Raw genomic sequence first — 15,855 nt, 5'->3', positions numbered from 1 at the left:
ATTCAGTACAGTCGTCTTATGCCCGCCGCTCGCGTAAACTTGCGCCCTTTCGCAGCCCCTCCCCGCTGCACACTCATTTTTTTCAAAGGTGCCCGCCATGCCTTGGCTGCAAGTCCGTCTCGCCATCAGCCCAGAACAAGCCGAAACCTACGAAGACGCTTTCCTCGAAGTGGGCGCTGTCTCGGTGACGTTCATGGACGCCGAAGACCAACCGATCTTCGAACCGGAACTCAACACCACCCCGCTGTGGTCTCACACCCACCTGCTGGCCCTGTTCGAAGACGGCACCGATGCCGCCGCCGTGCTGGCCCATATGGAACTGCTCACCGGCAGCCCGCTGCCCGAGCACCACAGCGAAGTGATCGAAGACCAGGACTGGGAACGCAGCTGGATGGACAACTTCCAACCAATGCGTTTCGGCCAGCGCCTGTGGATCGTGCCAAGCTGGCACGCCGCGCCTGAGCCGGATGCCGTCAACCTGCTGCTCGACCCGGGCCTGGCGTTCGGCACCGGCACCCACCCCACCACCGCGCTGTGCCTGGAATGGCTGGACGGCCAGGACCTGACCGACTGCAACGTGCTGGACTTCGGCTGCGGCTCGGGGATCCTGGCGATTGCCGCCCTGCTGCTGGGCGCCAAGGAAGCCGTCGGCACCGACATCGACGTGCAAGCGCTGGAAGCCTCCCGCGATAACGCCGGGCGCAACAACATTCCTGAAGGCAAATTCCCACTGTACCTGCCGGAGCAATTGCCCCAGGTGCAGGCTGATGTGCTGGTTGCCAATATCCTCGCCGGGCCGCTGGTTTCTTTGGCGCCGCAACTGTCGAGCCTGGTCAAGTCGGGCGGCCGCCTGGCACTGTCGGGCATCCTCGCCGAGCAAGGTGAAGACGTGGCGGCGGCCTACGCCAAGGATTTCGAGCTGGACCCGATCGCCAACCGCGATGGCTGGGTACGCATCAGTGGTCGTCGGCGCTAGAATGAGCGCTTGCCTGAATCGGATGGCCGCATGACCGACAGTTTCGTCACCCAGTGCCCACATTGCCAAGCGCGCTTTCGCGTCAGCCATGCTCAATTGAACGTGGCCCGTGGCGTTGTGCGCTGCGGCTCATGCCTGCAGGTGTTCAACGCGGTGCGCCAACTGCTGGAGCAGCGCGCCAACGCATCGGCGCCAGCTGCGCAAAAGCCGGCCGGCGCTGAAGAAGCAATTGAACCCATTGTTGAGGCGCCACGCGCTATCAGCCAGAAACAGTGGACCGCCGAAGAGCTGGACCTGGACAACCTGGACCTGGACGAAGAGCTGGCCAAACTTGAGCGCCGCGAGATTCAGCACACTCAGCCGATGAGTGCGGAGCGCCGCCAGGCGAACGCTGACCGTCGGCAACCGGAGGACGCCCTTAGTGCCAGTCGCGTCAGCGTCAAGGCCGAGGAAGAAAAATGGGCCGCCAGCCTGTTCAGCGAACCGCCTGAGGAACGCGCCCAAGCAGCGCAAGACGAACCTGAACCGCCCAAGGCGCCTGCGACCAAGCAGCGCACCGAGCCGTCCATGTCGTTTCACACCGGCGATATCGACGAAGAGCCACCACTGCGCTCAGCCCCTGACGATGACGACGACGATCTCGACCCGCCGCTCACGCCCGTGACCGAGCCCCTGGACGAGCCGGAACCGCAAGTCCCCCCTAAACCCCGTCGCAAGCGCCCGCGCCCCGAAGCCAGCATTCACGATGACGTGCTCCAGGACCTGGAAGACGACCCGCTGCATCTTTACGCGCAAAAACGCCCGCCAAGCTGGGGCCGCCGCCTTATCTGGATAATCCTGGTCTTATTGGCCGCTGCCGGCCTCGCAGGCCAGTACATCGCCTACCAATTCGACGACCTGGCCCGCCAGGACGCCTATCGACCGTGGTTCCAGCAGCTGTGTCCAACCCTGGGCTGCACCGTGCCATCACGGGTCGATATCGCCCACATCAAGAGCAGCAACCTGGTGGTACGCAGCAACCCGGAGTTCGCCGGGGCGCTGGTGGTGGACGCGATCATTTATAACCGTGCAACGTTCACCCAGCCGTTCCCGCTGCTGGAGCTGCGCTTTGCCGACTTGAACGGCAGCCTGATTGCCAGTCGTCGCTTCAAACCGGCCGAATACCTCAGCGGCGAGCTGGCCGGGGTGAGCGAAATGCCTTCGCAGACACCGATCCATATCTCCCTGGACATCCTCGACCCAGGTAGCAAAGCCGTGAATTACAGCCTGAGCTTTCACTCGCCCGAGTGAAACAACACGTGCGTCGAGGTTTGACGGCAGATTATTGACTTGACGCTGCGCAACCAAACCGGCGGCGATAAAGAAATAACTGTTCAGATTTTATCCAATTCAGCCTTTATCCAGTCATCGAGAGCGGGTATCATGCCAACCCTTTTTCGAACTCTAATGATCCGGCCCCACAACAGGGAAGTCCTATGTCGGCGGTACGCATCGGCCCATACACATTGCAAAACGGCTTGATCCTCGCCCCGATGGCGGGCGTCACCGACCAGCCCTTTCGTCAGCTGTGCAAGCGTTTGGGCGCGGGTCTAGTAGTCTCTGAAATGGTCACCAGCGACATGAGCTTGTGGAACACCCGCAAATCGCGGATGCGCATGATCCACGAAGGTGATCCCGAGCCCCGCTCGGTACAGATCGCCGGTGGTGATGCACAGATGCTGGCGGATGCGGCCCGGGCCAACGTGGAGTTGGGCGCACAGATCATCGACATCAACATGGGCTGCCCGGCCAAGAAGGTCTGCAACAAGGCCGCCGGTTCCGCGCTGTTGAAAGATGAGCAATTGGTAGCCGAGATCCTGCAGGCCGTTGTCGCCGCAGTCGATGTGCCGGTCACCCTGAAGATTCGTACCGGCTGGGACCGGGACAACAAGAACGGCCTGACGGTTGCGAAGATCGCCGAACAGGCAGGAATTACAGCGCTGGCGGTGCATGGCCGCACCCGCGCCGACCTTTACACCGGTGAAGCCGAGTACGACACCATTGCCGCGATCAAGCAGGCGGTGTCGATGCCGGTCTTTGCCAATGGCGACATCGACTCAGCCGAGAAAGCCCGGCGCGTGCTGCACGCAACCGGCGCCGATGGCTTGTTGATTGGCCGGGCCGCTCAAGGGCGACCGTGGATTTTTCGTGAGATCGAGCATTTTCTGCGTACCGGCGAAGTCTTGCCGGCACCGGAGTTGATCGAGGTGGAACGTATTCTGCTAGAGCATCTGGCCGCCCTGCACGCCTTCTATGGGGACGTGATGGGAGTACGCATTGCTCGCAAGCATGTCGGCTGGTATCTCGCAACCTTGCCGGGCGCCAGGGAGTTTCGCGCCCACTTCAATCGTTTGGATGATACGGAAGCACAGTGCGCCAACGTTCGTGAGTTTTTCAGCGAGCGTTACAAGAGCCTGGGGACAGGGGACGGAGAGGGGGTGGCCGCATGACGATGATGACCGAGACTTTAGTGAGTGGAACAACACCCGTGAGCGACAACGTCAATTTGAAACAGCACCTCAACACGCCGAGCGAAGAAGGCCAGACCCTTCGCGGGAGTGTCGAGAAGGCGCTGCACAATTATTTCGCCCACCTTGAGGGCGCTTCCGTCACGGACGTGTACAACCTGGTGCTCTCCGAAGTCGAGGCGCCCTTGCTCGAAAGCGTGATGAACTACGTCAAGGGCAACCAGACCAAAGCCAGTGAGCTGCTGGGCCTCAACCGTGGCACCTTGCGCAAAAAGCTCAAGCAGTACGATTTGCTGTAAGCATTCAATCAAACCAGAAAGGCGCCCGCGTAAAAACGGTCGCCTTTTTTGCTGACTCCTTTGCTTTTGATGGAAATTGAAATGACCGACCAGACCACCCGCCTGCCGATCCGCCGCGCCTTGATCAGTGTCTCCGACAAGACCGGGATCCTCGAATTTGCCCGGGAACTGGAAGCCCTTGGCGTGGAAATCCTCTCCACAGGCGGGACCTTCAAACTGCTGCAGGACAACGGCGTGGCCGCAGTAGAAGTCGCGGACTACACCGGTTTCGCAGAAATGATGGACGGTCGGGTCAAGACCCTGCACCCGAAAATCCACGGCGGTATCCTCGGCCGTCGCGGTATCGACGACGCCATCATGAGCGAGCACGGCATCAAGCCGATCGACCTGGTGGCCGTTAACCTCTACCCGTTCGAAGCCACCATCAACAAGCCAGGCTGCGACCTGCCGACCGCCATCGAAAACATCGATATCGGCGGCCCGACCATGGTTCGCTCGGCAGCCAAAAACCACAAAGACGTAGCCATCGTGGTGAACGCCAGCGACTACGCCAACGTGCTTGAAAGCCTGAAAGCCGGTGGCCTGACCTACGCCCAGCGCTTTGACCTGATGCTCAAGGCGTTCGAACACACTGCCGCCTATGACGGCATGATCGCCAACTACATGGGCACCGTGAACCAGGCCGCTGAAACCCTCTCGACCTCCGGTCGCAGCCAGTTCCCGCGCACCTTCAACAGCCAGTTCATCAAGGCCCAGGAAATGCGCTACGGCGAGAACCCGCACCAGAGCGCGGCGTTCTACGTGGAAGCCAAACCGGCCGAAGTCGGCATCGCCACCGCGACCCAGCTGCAAGGCAAAGAGCTGTCCTACAACAACGTGGCCGACACCGACGCCGCGCTGGAATGTGTGAAGAGCTTCGTCAAGCCAGCCTGCGTGATCGTCAAGCACGCCAACCCGTGCGGCGTGGCCGTGAGCCCGGACGCAGAAGGCGGCATCCGCCAGGCGTACGAACTGGCCTACGCCACCGACACCGAATCCGCGTTCGGCGGCATCATCGCCTTCAACCGTGAACTGGACGCCGAGACCGCCAAGGCGATCGTTGAGCGTCAGTTCGTTGAAGTGATCATCGCCCCAAGCGTGAGTGAAGAAGCCCGCGCCATCGTGGCCGCCAAAGCCAACGTGCGCCTGCTGGCCTGCGGCGAGTGGTCGGCTGACCGCGCAGCTGCCTGGGACTACAAGCGCGTCAACGGCGGCCTGCTGGTACAGAGCCGCGACATCGGCATGATCGGCAGCGAAGACCTCAAAGTCGTGACCAAGCGCGCGCCGACCGAGCAGGAAATCAACGACCTGATCTTCGCCTGGAAAGTCGCCAAGTACGTTAAATCCAACGCTATCGTCTACGCCAAGAACCGCCAGACCATCGGTGTCGGCGCCGGCCAGATGAGCCGCGTGAACTCGGCGCGTATCGCCGCGATCAAGGCGGAACACGCCGGGTTGCAGGTCGCCGGTTCGGTGATGGCGTCCGATGCGTTCTTCCCGTTCCGTGACGGCCTGGACAATGCCGCGAAAGCCGGTGTGACCGCCGTGATCCAGCCGGGCGGTTCGATGCGTGATGCTGAAGTGATCGCGGCAGCCGACGAAGCCGGCATTGCCATGGTCTTCACCGGCATGCGCCACTTCCGCCACTGATTGATCGTTCCCACGCTCCGCGTGGGAACGCAGCCCGGGACGCTCCGCGTCCCTGGGACGCAGAGCGTCCGTAGAGGCATTCCCACGCAGAGCGTGGGAACGATCATCCACACGAGGTTTTGAAATGAATGTTTTGATCATTGGCAGCGGTGGCCGTGAACACGCCCTGGCCTGGAAAGTAGCCCAGGACCCACGCGTCCAGAAAGTATTCGTGGCTCCCGGCAACGCCGGCACCGCCATTGAAGCCAAGTGCGAAAACGTCGCCATCGACGTGCTGGCCCTGGAACAGCTTGCTGATTTTGCTGAAAAGAATGTGTCCCTGACCATCGTCGGTCCGGAAGTACCATTGGTGGCCGGCGTCGTGGACCTGTTCCGCAGCCGTGGCCTGGACTGCTTTGGCCCGACCGCCGGCGCTGCACAGCTGGAAGGCTCCAAGGCGTTCACCAAGGATTTCCTGGCACGCCACAAGATTCCGACCGCCGACTACCAGAACTTCACCGAGATTGAGCCGGCCCTGGCTTACCTGCGTGAAAAAGGTGCACCGATCGTGATCAAGGCCGATGGCCTGGCCGCCGGTAAAGGCGTGATCGTTGCGATGACCCTGCAGGAAGCCGAAGACGCCGTGCGCGACATGCTCGCCGGCAACGCATTTGGTGACGCCGGTTCGCGCGTGGTCATCGAGGAATTCCTCGACGGCGAAGAAGCCAGCTTCATCGTGATGGTCGACGGCAAGAACGTCCTGCCGATGGCCACCAGCCAAGACCACAAACGCGTCGGCGACGGCGATAGCGGCCCGAACACCGGCGGCATGGGTGCTTACTCCCCTGCCCCGGTGGTCACCGCTGAAGTACACAAGCGCGTAATGGACCTGGTGATCTGGCCGACCGTGCGCGGCATGGCCGACGAAGGCAATGTGTACACCGGCTTCCTCTACGCCGGCCTGATGATCGACAAAGCCGGTAACCCGAAAGTCATCGAGTTCAACTGCCGCTTTGGCGATCCGGAAACCCAACCGGTGATGCTGCGCCTGCAATCGAGCCTGGTGCTGCTGGTGGAAGCTGCCCTGGCCCAAGCGCTGGACAAGGTTGAAGCGCAGTGGGATCCGCGTCCGAGCGTCGGCATTGTACTGGCGGCCGGCGGCTACCCTGCCGACTACGCCAAGGGCGATGTCATTGAAGGCCTGGACGCAGCTGCTACGCTGGAAGGCAAGGTGTTCCATGCAGGCACCGCGCTCAAGGATGGCAAAGTTGTAACCGCAGGTGGCCGTGTATTGTGCGCCACTGCAATGGGTGCCAGTGTCGACGCTGCGCAACAACAGGCGTACAAACTGGCCGCGAAGATCGACTGGAAAGGCTGCTTCTACCGCACAGACATCGGCTACCGCGCCATTGCCCGTGAACGTGGCGAGAACCAGTAAATAGCTACCCACCCGTAGCTATCCATTCGGTTAGGCAAGGGCCTCTGGCCCTTGCCGTAGACATGTCACCCCGCGCATAGTTAACCCGTGCATCAACCTACGAAGGGATTTCGCCGTGCGCTGGCTCAGGATCGCCATAGGCTTCACAGTCAGTCTACTGACCCTGCTCTGCTTGTTCCCGGCCCAGGCCGCCGCGCAAGGCAGTGGTTGGGCAGTATTGCTTGATGAACAGGCCGACCTGCAACTGAGCGACATCCGTTCCGCCCGCTACACCAATCAATTCAGCCCCATCGAACTGGACCGGATCACTGCTGCTGATCCGAGCGGTGCGTTGTGGGTTCGCTTCAAACTGCAACCCGGCAAGCACGAGCAAGTGCTGCGGGTATTCGCCCCGGACCTGTCCCACCTGAGCCTCTATGTACTGGACGGCGACACCCTGGTGGAACAACAAAGCACCGGCACCCGCCAGCCCCAGGCGGAACGCCCATTGCCCAGCAGCGACTTCATGCTGCCGATGCCCCAGAGCCAGAAGCCGCTCGAGGTTTACCTGCGCCTGGTCTCGGAGCACGAGTTGCGCCCCTATATCACCTTGGAACCGGCCGTACTGGCCGCCGCCGACCAGACCCAGACGCTGATCTACGGCCTGCTGTTCGGCGTGCTGTTGATGCTGATCCTGCACAACCTCACACGCTTTGCTTATCACCGTTCGCGCAGCAGCCTGTGGCTGGCTGCCTGCGAAGTACTGTTGATGCTCAGCCTGGCGTTGTTGCTCAACCTGGTGGGGCCATGGCTGCCGAACTGGCACGCTATCCAAACCCCGGGCGCTTACCTCGCCCTGCTGCTGACCGCGCCGTGCGGGCTGATGTTTGCCTACCGTTTCTTCATGCCGTTGGGCCCGCACCCGCTGAACAAGCTGTTGATGGCCGATATCCTGGTGATCGTGCTGTGCGGCCTGCTGCTGTTGTTCGTCAACACCTTGCCGCTGAATATCATCACCTACGCCCTGGTGGCCCTGGCCGGCTTGAGCATGTTGTTCGTCTCGGCGTATCACTGGCAAAAAGGCTACCGGCCGGCGCGCTTGTTCATGGCGGCGATGGTGGTGTTCAACATCGGCACGCTGATCATCCTGCCAGCCCTGCTCGGCCTGACGCTGGTAGCGCCACAAGGTTTGATTGTGACGTTGCTCGGTTTTATCTGCCTCAGCGGCTTGCTGATGAGCATGGCCCTGGGCGAACGCCAGCGCGCGATAGTCGAGGCGCGCTTCAGCCTCAGCCGCGACCTGGCAGCCAGTAACGCCGAAATCGCCGCCAAGGCCGAGTTCCTGGCCAAGATCAGCCACGAGATCCGCACGCCCATGAACGGCGTGCTGGGCATGACCGAGCTGCTGCTTGGCACACCGTTGTCGGTGAAGCAGCGGGACTACGTGCAGACCATCCACAGTGCCGGTAATGAACTGCTGACGCTGATCAACGAGATCCTCGATATCTCCAAGCTCGAGTCCGGGCAGATCGAACTGGACGACGTGCAGTTCGACCTCAATGCGCTGATCGAAGACTGCCTGAGTATCTTCCGCGCCAAGGCCGAGCAGCAGAACGTCGAGCTGATCAGCTTCATCCAGCCCCAGGTGCCGCGCGTCATCAGTGGCGACCCGACGCGTCTGCGCCAGGCACTGCTGAGCCTGCTGGAAAACGCCCTGCAAAAAACCGACGAAGGTGAAGTGCTGATCGTCGTCGCCCTCGACGAGCGCAGCACCAAGCCACGCTTGCGCATCGCCGTGCAAGACAGCGGCCTGCCAATGGAAGCCGCTGAGCGCGATGCGTTACTGCACAGCGAATTGCACAGCAAGAACTTCCTCTCGGCCACCCGCTTGAGCGGCCACCTGGGCCTGGTGATCGCCCGCCAACTGATCCTGTTGATGAACGGCGAGTTCGGCATCAAGAGTGGCAGCCACCAGGGCAGCACCCTGTGGCTGACCCTGCCGCTGGACCCGGAGCGCCTGGAACACCCGACCTCTGACCTCGACGGTCCACTCAAAGGCGCACGGGTGTTGGTGGTGGACGATAACGACACCTGCCGCAAGGTTCTCGTGCAGCAATGCACGGCGTGGGGCCTGAATGTCAGCGCCGTGCCGTCCGGTAAAGAAGCCTTGGCGTTGCTGCGTACCAAAGCGCACCTGCGCGACTACTTCGACGTGGTACTGCTGGACCAGAACATGCCTGGCATGACCGGCATGCAACTGGCGGCAAAGATCAAGGAAGACCCGAGCCTGAACCACGACATCCTGTTGATCATGCTCACCGGCATCAGCAACGCGCCGAGCAAGATCATCGCGCGCAACTGCGGGATCAAGCGCATCCTCGCCAAGCCGGTGGCCGGCTATACGCTGAAGACCACCCTGGCCGACGAACTGACCCAGCGCAGCAAAGGCGCGGTGCAGCCGCGCCCGGCCCTCAGCGTACCGGCAGCCGTGACCGTGCCCGCCGATTTCCGCATCCTGGTGGCCGAAGACAACAGCATCTCCACCAAAGTCATTCGCGGCATGCTCGGCAAGCTCAACCTCAACCCGGATACCGCCAGCAATGGCGAAGAAGCGCTCGAGGCCATGAAGGCCCAGCGTTACGACCTGGTGTTGATGGACTGTGAAATGCCGATCCTCGATGGCTTCTCCGCCACTCAGCAACTGCGCGCATGGGAAGTCAGCCACCAGCGCATTCGCACGCCGGTGGTTGCGCTGACTGCGCATATCCTCTCGGAACATAAAGAGCGTGCGCGCCAAGCCGGGATGGACGGGCATATGGCCAAGCCGGTGGAGTTGTCGCAGTTGCGCGAACTGGTGGAGTTCTGGGTAGCGCAGCGCCAGCAACGGCCGGAACACGCCCCGTCCTGACCTGAAATACAATCAACATGTGGGAGCTGGCTCCCACATGGCCCCACACATTTGATCTGCGCCGCCTGTTAGACTCCCCCCATCTTTCCACCCGCGAGCCGCCCTCATGCTCCACGTGTTATTCAGCGTTTACCTGAAGATGCTCGTGCTCTACAGCCCATTCTTCGTGCTGTCCTGCTTTATCAGCCTGACCCGTGGCTATTCCAGCAAAGAGCGTCGGCGCCTGGCCTGGAAAGTGGCCCTGGCGACGCTGGTGTCGAGCGTGTTGCTCTACTTGTTCGGCCGGGTGATTTTCAGTGTTTTCGGCATCACCGTGGACGCCTTCCGCATCGGCGCCGGCAGCGTGCTGTTTATCTCTGCCCTGGGCATGGCCCAAGGCAAATCCGCCGTACAAACCGACAACGTGCAGCAGGACGTGACCATCGTGCCGCTGACCATTCCGCTCACGGTTGGCCCCGGCACCATTGGTGCGCTGCTGGTAATGGGCGTCAGCCAACCGCACTGGGATGACAAGATCACCGCCATTCTCAGCATCGCCCTGGCCAGCCTGACGGTGGGCGTGGTGTTGTACCTGTCCAACCGTATCGAACGCATTCTGGGTGACCAGGGCTTGCAGATTGTCAGCCGGTTGATGGGGTTGTTCGTATGCGCCCTCGCCGCACAAATCATCTTTACGGGCGTGCGCGGCTACCTGGTGCCTTAAATTCGGTATTTGGCGATCGCCAATTGCACTTTATCGCCCGCGCTTTCACGCATCAGTTGAATCGTGTTTTCGTTGACCACCGAGGTATTCAGCACCAGGCAGGTCTGCCCGCTGAAGGCCTCGAACGAGGCGCTGTCCCACTCCAGAAACGGCAGCCCCAGCTGTTTGCTCACGCCGTGGGAGCTGTAAGTCACCAGCACCATCGTCACTTCACCCTCGGCTTCGGCACAGGACGCCAGGCCGAAATCCCCGCCCTGGTGCACCGTGCTGTTGCGCATGAATAGCTCGAATGAAGCCGGTTGTCGCTTCAGCGCTTCAAGTGCATCAGCCGCCAACTTGGGCAGTACCGCGAGCAATGGCCCGCCCAGTGCTGTCGAGGCCAACATCGCGGCAATCATATTCAGTGCCGCCAGCTGCACGGTCAGGCCCTTGCCGGTGTGTGAGACCCGTTCGAAACGGCTGCGCACCGGCAACCAGCCGAGGCTGACCATCACCTTGATAAATTCGTCGTACCAGGCCTCTGTGCCACGCTGTACCTTCAACACATCGCTGACATAACTACTCGCAAGCAGGTAGCTCTTGCGCACGTACTCGCGGTTGAGGGCGGACATACCCTCGATAAACGAGATCACCCCGTTGTTTACCACGGCCGCATTGCACTCATCGTCAGTCTCCACCGGCCCGGCAGGCTTTGTTGCAGGCGCCCCTGGCAACTTGTAGGCGGCAATCAATTTGCGCCTTTTCGCGCTGATGATCCTTTTGTGATGTCGCTCCATTTTTCAGTTCTCCACAAGCACCCCACATGGGGTTTGCCTCCACACTAGACGAGTGCCTGGCGGGCTATCCAGACGACAAACATCGCTTGGCTCGCCCTCCGAAAAAGGCTGACCCAGCAATTACAAGGCGTACCTCGCGGCCTTGCGTATTTCGTCGATGAAAAAAGAAAAAGCTCCGAGCAGCGCCAGGCTTTCACCCAGCATTACTCGGAGCTTTCTTACGTGCGGCAGGCTGTTTTCAGGAGGCGGGCTTGTTGCCATACCAACGTGGCGTGTACACCCACTCACCGCCACCGGCGCGCGGGAATACACAGGTGGTGGATGAGCCGATCAGCACCATGGTGCGCATGTCGACCTGCTCGGGTGTCAATTGCCCAAGCGTGGTGACGCGCAGGGTCTGGCCTGGACGACCGATATCGCGCCCCAGCACCACCGGCGTTTCAGGCGTGCGGTGCAGCGCGACGATTTCCAGGGCGCGTCCCAGTTGCCATGGCCGCGAACGCGAGATCGGGTTGTAGAACGCCAGCGCCAGGTCGGCCTGGGATGCCAGGTCCAGGCGCTTTTCGATAATCGACCACGGCTTGAGGTTGTCCGACAGCGACATCACGCAGAAGTCATGGCCCAGCGGCGCACCCGCCTGGGCGGCGGTGGCCAGCGAAGCCGAAACGCCCGGCAGAATTTCCAGGTTGACCTGATGCCAGGCCGGGTCATTCGACTCATGCAAAGCCTCGATCACGGCAGCAGCCATGGCGAAGACGCCCGGGTCACCGGACGACACCACCACCACGGAACGGCCCTGCGCGGCGAGCTCAAACGCATGCCGCGCGCGCTGCATCTCTTCGCGGTTATCCGTGCAATGTTGCACCTGATCGTCGCGGAACGGCCCGGCCATGCGCACATAGGTTTCATAGCCCAGCACATCGGTGCAACGCGCCAGCTCGGCCTTGACGGCCGGCACCATCAATTCGGCGGCGCCAGGGCCCAGGCCAATCACCGCCAGGCGGCCACGCGGGCGCCCGACGTGCGCCAGGTCCAGCGGTTGCTCGGCAACACTGATAACGATGTCCGCCTCTTGCGTGACGCCAGAGAAACGCAACGGCACGCCCAATTCCAATGCAGCTTCATGCAGCAAAGTGTCGGCCATCTGCGTATCGCTGGCCACCAGGCAGGCCAGGGATTGCAGCGCAATGCCCGCGTCGTGCAATGCCGCCCGCACACGTTCAGCCAAATGCGCGCCGGGCTTGCAGGTGACGCACACGGTCTTGGGGTAAATCAGCAATTCATTGGCCACGGGCGCACGCTCGGCGCTGCCCACATGAATCGCCAGGCGTGCCTGCTGATCCTGCGGCAAATTGGCCTCGTCCAGCCAGGGCGCTGCGCCTTCGATACGCACACTTTCGCCGGCCAGCAGGTCCGAGACAAAACGCTTGCCCAGTTCCAGATCCGCCAATTGGTAACCCGCAGGCGGGTTGAGCAGGCAGGTGCCGAAACGCAGCTCGCCGCTGGTGGTGATCGCAGCAGACACGTCCAGTGCAGCGGCGATGTCCCGCGCCATCACGTTCACACCGCCAAGGCCACCGAGCAACGGCACCACAGCGCTGCCGTCTTCCGCCACGGCCAGCACGGCGGGTTCTTCACCTTTTTCCAGCAGCAGCGGCGCCAGGGTGCGGATCACAATGCCGGCTGCACACAACGCAATCAGCGGCGTGCCGTGTTGATACAACTGGCGCAGGGTCGCGCCGAACTCGGTGTAGGTCTGGTCGGCGCCTTCAACGCGCCCGGCCAGGCCATGGATCAGCGCGCCGGGGTAAACCTGCGCAATCTTGCGCGCCGTGGCCAGGCTGCCCTGGCCCAGAATGACAATCGCCGGGCGCATCAACCTTGCCACCTTTCACCCGGCACGATGATCAGCGAGAAATACGGCGAAGACGCCGGGTCAACCTGATCCAGCGGCACGATTTTCTGGTTGGCCATGGTCGCGCGCTCCACATACAGCGCGCGCTCGGCCAGGCCGAGTTCTTCCAGCACCTGGCGCACTTTGGGGAAGTTGCGACCGAGCTTCATGATTACCGCCGCATCGGCGTCCGCCAGTCGACGCTTGAGGTCGTCATGGGGCAGCACGCCCGACAACACCGACAGGCTCTGATTGCGATACACCAACGGCGCGCCGAGCACCGAGGCGCCGCCGAGCATCGAGCACACGCCAGGAATGACCTGGGCTTCATACCGCTCGGCCAGGCGGTCGTGCAGGTACATGTAGGAACCGTAGAAGAACGGGTCGCCTTCGCAGATCACCGCCACATCGCGCCCGGCGTCCAAGTGCGCCGCTACATCCAGGCTGGCCGTGTCATAGAAGTCGCTGATGACTTGCTCGTAGGACAGCGGCGCCGGCAGCACTTCGGTGGTCACCGGGTAGACCAGCGGCATCAAGGTCTGTTGCGCCACCAAGTGGTCTTCGATGATGCCGAAGGCGTTGCCTTTCTTGCCCTTGGCCACGAAGTACGCCACCACCGGCGACTCACGCAGCAGGCGCAGGGCCTTGAGGGTGATCAGTTCCGGGTCGCCGGGGCCGACGCCCAGGCCAATCAAACGTCCACGTGCCGGCATTACTCGACCTCCGTGGCCAAGGCGTTGACCGCAGCGGCGGCCATCGCACTGCCGCCGAGGCGGCCTTGCATGATCACAAACGGCACGCCACGGCTGTCAGCCGCGAGCATGGCCTTGGATTCGGCGGCGCCGACAAAGCCGACCGGGAAGCCGAGAATCAGCGCCGGTTTCGGTGCGCCGGCGTCGAGCATCTCCAGCAGGTAGAACAACGCGGTCGGCGCGTTGCCGATCACCACCACGCTGCCTTCCAGGTGCGGGCGCCACAGCTCCAGCGCAGCGGCGGAGCGGGTGTTGCCCAACTCACGCGCCAGCTCCGGCACGCTGTCATCACGCAAGGTGCAGATCACTTCATTGTTGGCCGGCAAGCGCGCGCGGGTCACCCCTTCGGAGACCATCCGCGCATCACACAGAATCGGCGCACCAGCGGCCAGCGCATCGCGCCCGGCCTTACCGGCGCCTTCGGAGAACTGCAGGCCGTCAATCGCCTCGACCATGCCGCAGGCATGAATCACCCGCACCGCGAGTTTTTCCAAATCAGCCGGGATGCGCTCTAACTTGGCTTCCGCGCGAATAATGGCGAAGGAGTTGCGATAGATCTCCTGACCGTCGCGGATGTAATCAATCATCGGTGTTGCTCCGTGAGCGTGCGCGTAACAGGGCGCCCGCCGCTTCAATGGAAAGAGTGCGTGCGTGCAGCCGGCCGAAACCGGGTTGGGCTGCCTCGCGAAAATAGACGTCGTAGTGGCCGGGGCTCACCGCCAGCAAGGTGACCGGTGCGGTGTGCGCGGCGGCGCAGGAACGCGGGCAGCCGGACAAGTGCACCTCAGTGCCAGGTTGCAGCGCAGCCAATTGCAGGGCGTCGGCCTTGGTATCGGCCAGGCCTTTGCCGCAGCCGCTGGAACCGGTGCAGGCGATCAAGCGCGCCAGGGGTTGGTCGACCGAGCAGAGAAAGCCCAACCGCTGCAAACCTTCAGTCACGGCGGCAGGGTTTTTAACGTTGGGCAGCAGTACGCCCTGCCAGGGCGTGAAGCGCAACGTGCCATCGCCGAATGCGCTGGCCAACTGCGCGACGCTTTTGAGCATGGTGGAATCCAGACGCCCCAACGGCGCAACGGCGCCCACGTAGAACAGATCTTTTTGACGCTGTGGATAAGTGCCCAGGTGCAACCCGGCCCCGCTGACCGGGCGTTTGAAGCCATCCACCGGCAGCAGCGGCAGGCTCAAACGGCTCAATAAGTTATCCACAGCCAGATGACGCATGCGGGTTTGCGTCGGGGTCGCCAGGTCGAGAAACAACTCCAGCACCGCGACGACCAAGGCATGACCTTGCTCCAGTGGCACCGCCGCGAAGGGCGCATCCAACCCCGGGCAACCGGCCAGGCCGAAGGCCAACAACGTCTCGCCATCCCGTTCAAACGCCGACAGCCACACGTCATGGTGATGCTCAAGCATCACCAGGGCCTCACAGCCATCCAGTTGCACAGCGAATTTGGCTGACAGCTCATGGAAACGCGGATGGTTTTGCAGCGTCGCCAGGATCTGCTCGGCCAGCGGGCGCGTGTCGAACAGCATCTGCGGGTCGATGCCGGCGCTGGGGCTGAGCATCAAGTTGCGCACATCATCGCCGGCGGCGTTGTTCGGGCCAAGGTCGGCAGCCAGCAGCAGGGCGATCAAGGCGTCCTGCTCGGCGCCGATCCCGCGAATCTGCAGGTTGGCGCGGTTGGTGGCCTCGATCACCCCGCCCGCATAGGCCTGGGCCGCGTCCGCCACCGCAATCGCCTGGGCGGCAGTGATCGAGCCACCGGCCAATTTGATCCGACAAATGCCACCATCCAACGCCTGGACAATACGCAGCAACCCCGGACAAGCCGAGGGGCGCAAGGTATTCACAGCGGGCGTTGGGTTCACGGGGCTACCGGTTGACGGGTAAAGGCGCGGTATTATGCCTGCTTTGTCCGGCGGCATGAAAAGCCTGCCCGTCGGATGTCGTTCAA

The 15,855-nt window shown here is 62.3% G+C and carries 13 protein-coding genes; 8 read left to right on the top strand and 5 right to left on the bottom strand.

All coding sequences use genetic code 11. From position 1 onward, the window contains the following. Nucleotides 1–97: 97 nt before the first annotated feature. From prmA to PspR76_RS03290, 8 genes are all read left to right on the top strand, one after another. Complete coding sequence (gene prmA / locus PspR76_RS03325) at nucleotides 98–976, top strand: 50S ribosomal protein L11 methyltransferase (protein ID WP_159953954.1); 879 nt, start codon at nucleotides 98–100, stop codon at nucleotides 974–976. A gap of 30 nt (nucleotides 977–1,006) precedes the next feature. Continuing rightward, nucleotides 1,007–2,266 (top strand): DUF3426 domain-containing protein, encoded by a 1,260-nt coding sequence (locus tag PspR76_RS03320; protein WP_159953953.1) that lies wholly within the window; start codon nucleotides 1,007–1,009, stop codon nucleotides 2,264–2,266. Nucleotides 2,267–2,451: 185 nt separating this feature from the next. After that, nucleotides 2,452–3,465, top strand: a complete 1,014-nt coding sequence (dusB, locus tag PspR76_RS03315; RefSeq protein WP_016976994.1) for a tRNA dihydrouridine synthase DusB — start codon at nucleotides 2,452–2,454, stop codon at nucleotides 3,463–3,465. Then, nucleotides 3,462–3,782, top strand: coding sequence for a DNA-binding transcriptional regulator Fis (gene fis / locus PspR76_RS03310; protein ID WP_002555375.1), 321 nt, complete (start codon nucleotides 3,462–3,464; stop codon nucleotides 3,780–3,782). Before dusB ends, fis begins: the two co-directional genes overlap by 4 nt. An 81-nt stretch (nucleotides 3,783–3,863) precedes the next feature. Then, a complete protein-coding gene (gene purH, locus PspR76_RS03305; protein WP_159953952.1) occupies nucleotides 3,864–5,471 on the top strand; it encodes a bifunctional phosphoribosylaminoimidazolecarboxamide formyltransferase/IMP cyclohydrolase in 1,608 nt (535 codons plus the stop codon). Between the two features lie 124 nt (nucleotides 5,472–5,595). Further along, nucleotides 5,596–6,888: a phosphoribosylamine--glycine ligase gene (purD, locus tag PspR76_RS03300; protein WP_159953951.1), complete on the top strand. Its 1,293-nt coding sequence runs from the start codon at nucleotides 5,596–5,598 to the stop codon at nucleotides 6,886–6,888. A gap of 115 nt (nucleotides 6,889–7,003) precedes the next feature. Next, complete coding sequence (locus PspR76_RS03295) at nucleotides 7,004–9,775, top strand: hybrid sensor histidine kinase/response regulator (RefSeq protein WP_159953950.1); 2,772 nt, start codon at nucleotides 7,004–7,006, stop codon at nucleotides 9,773–9,775. Nucleotides 9,776–9,881: 106 nt separating this feature from the next. Continuing rightward, nucleotides 9,882–10,478, top strand: a complete 597-nt coding sequence (locus PspR76_RS03290) for a MarC family protein (protein WP_003217330.1) — start codon at nucleotides 9,882–9,884, stop codon at nucleotides 10,476–10,478. Here the strand turns inward: PspR76_RS03290 and PspR76_RS03285 are convergent. From PspR76_RS03285 to cobG, 5 genes are all read right to left on the bottom strand, one after another. Then, the gene (locus tag PspR76_RS03285; RefSeq protein ID WP_159953949.1) at nucleotides 10,475–11,254 is read right to left on the bottom strand and encodes a hypothetical protein; all 780 of its coding nucleotides are present in this window, start codon (nucleotides 11,252–11,254) and stop codon (nucleotides 10,475–10,477) included. The two genes, PspR76_RS03290 and PspR76_RS03285, sit on opposite strands and share 4 nt — an antisense overlap. Before the next feature lie 238 nt (nucleotides 11,255–11,492). Next, nucleotides 11,493–13,130, bottom strand: a complete 1,638-nt coding sequence (gene cobJ, locus PspR76_RS03280; RefSeq protein ID WP_159953948.1) for a precorrin-3B C(17)-methyltransferase — start codon at nucleotides 13,128–13,130, stop codon at nucleotides 11,493–11,495. Next, the gene (locus PspR76_RS03275) at nucleotides 13,130–13,861 is read right to left on the bottom strand and encodes a precorrin-2 C(20)-methyltransferase (RefSeq protein ID WP_159953947.1); all 732 of its coding nucleotides are present in this window, start codon (nucleotides 13,859–13,861) and stop codon (nucleotides 13,130–13,132) included. Before PspR76_RS03275 ends, cobJ begins: the two co-directional genes overlap by 1 nt. Continuing rightward, the gene (locus PspR76_RS03270; RefSeq protein ID WP_159953946.1) at nucleotides 13,861–14,487 is read right to left on the bottom strand and encodes a precorrin-8X methylmutase; all 627 of its coding nucleotides are present in this window, start codon (nucleotides 14,485–14,487) and stop codon (nucleotides 13,861–13,863) included. Before PspR76_RS03270 ends, PspR76_RS03275 begins: the two co-directional genes overlap by 1 nt. Further along, the gene (gene cobG / locus PspR76_RS03265) at nucleotides 14,480–15,826 is read right to left on the bottom strand and encodes a precorrin-3B synthase (protein ID WP_159953945.1); all 1,347 of its coding nucleotides are present in this window, start codon (nucleotides 15,824–15,826) and stop codon (nucleotides 14,480–14,482) included. The genes PspR76_RS03270 and cobG overlap by 8 nt, the downstream gene beginning before the upstream one ends. Between the last annotated feature and the right edge of the window lie 29 nt (nucleotides 15,827–15,855).

The sequence above is a fragment of the Pseudomonas sp. R76 genome, from assembly GCF_009834565.1.
GTDB lineage: Bacteria > Pseudomonadota > Gammaproteobacteria > Pseudomonadales > Pseudomonadaceae > Aquipseudomonas.
This window is presented reverse-complemented; position numbering and strand designations above follow the sequence as displayed.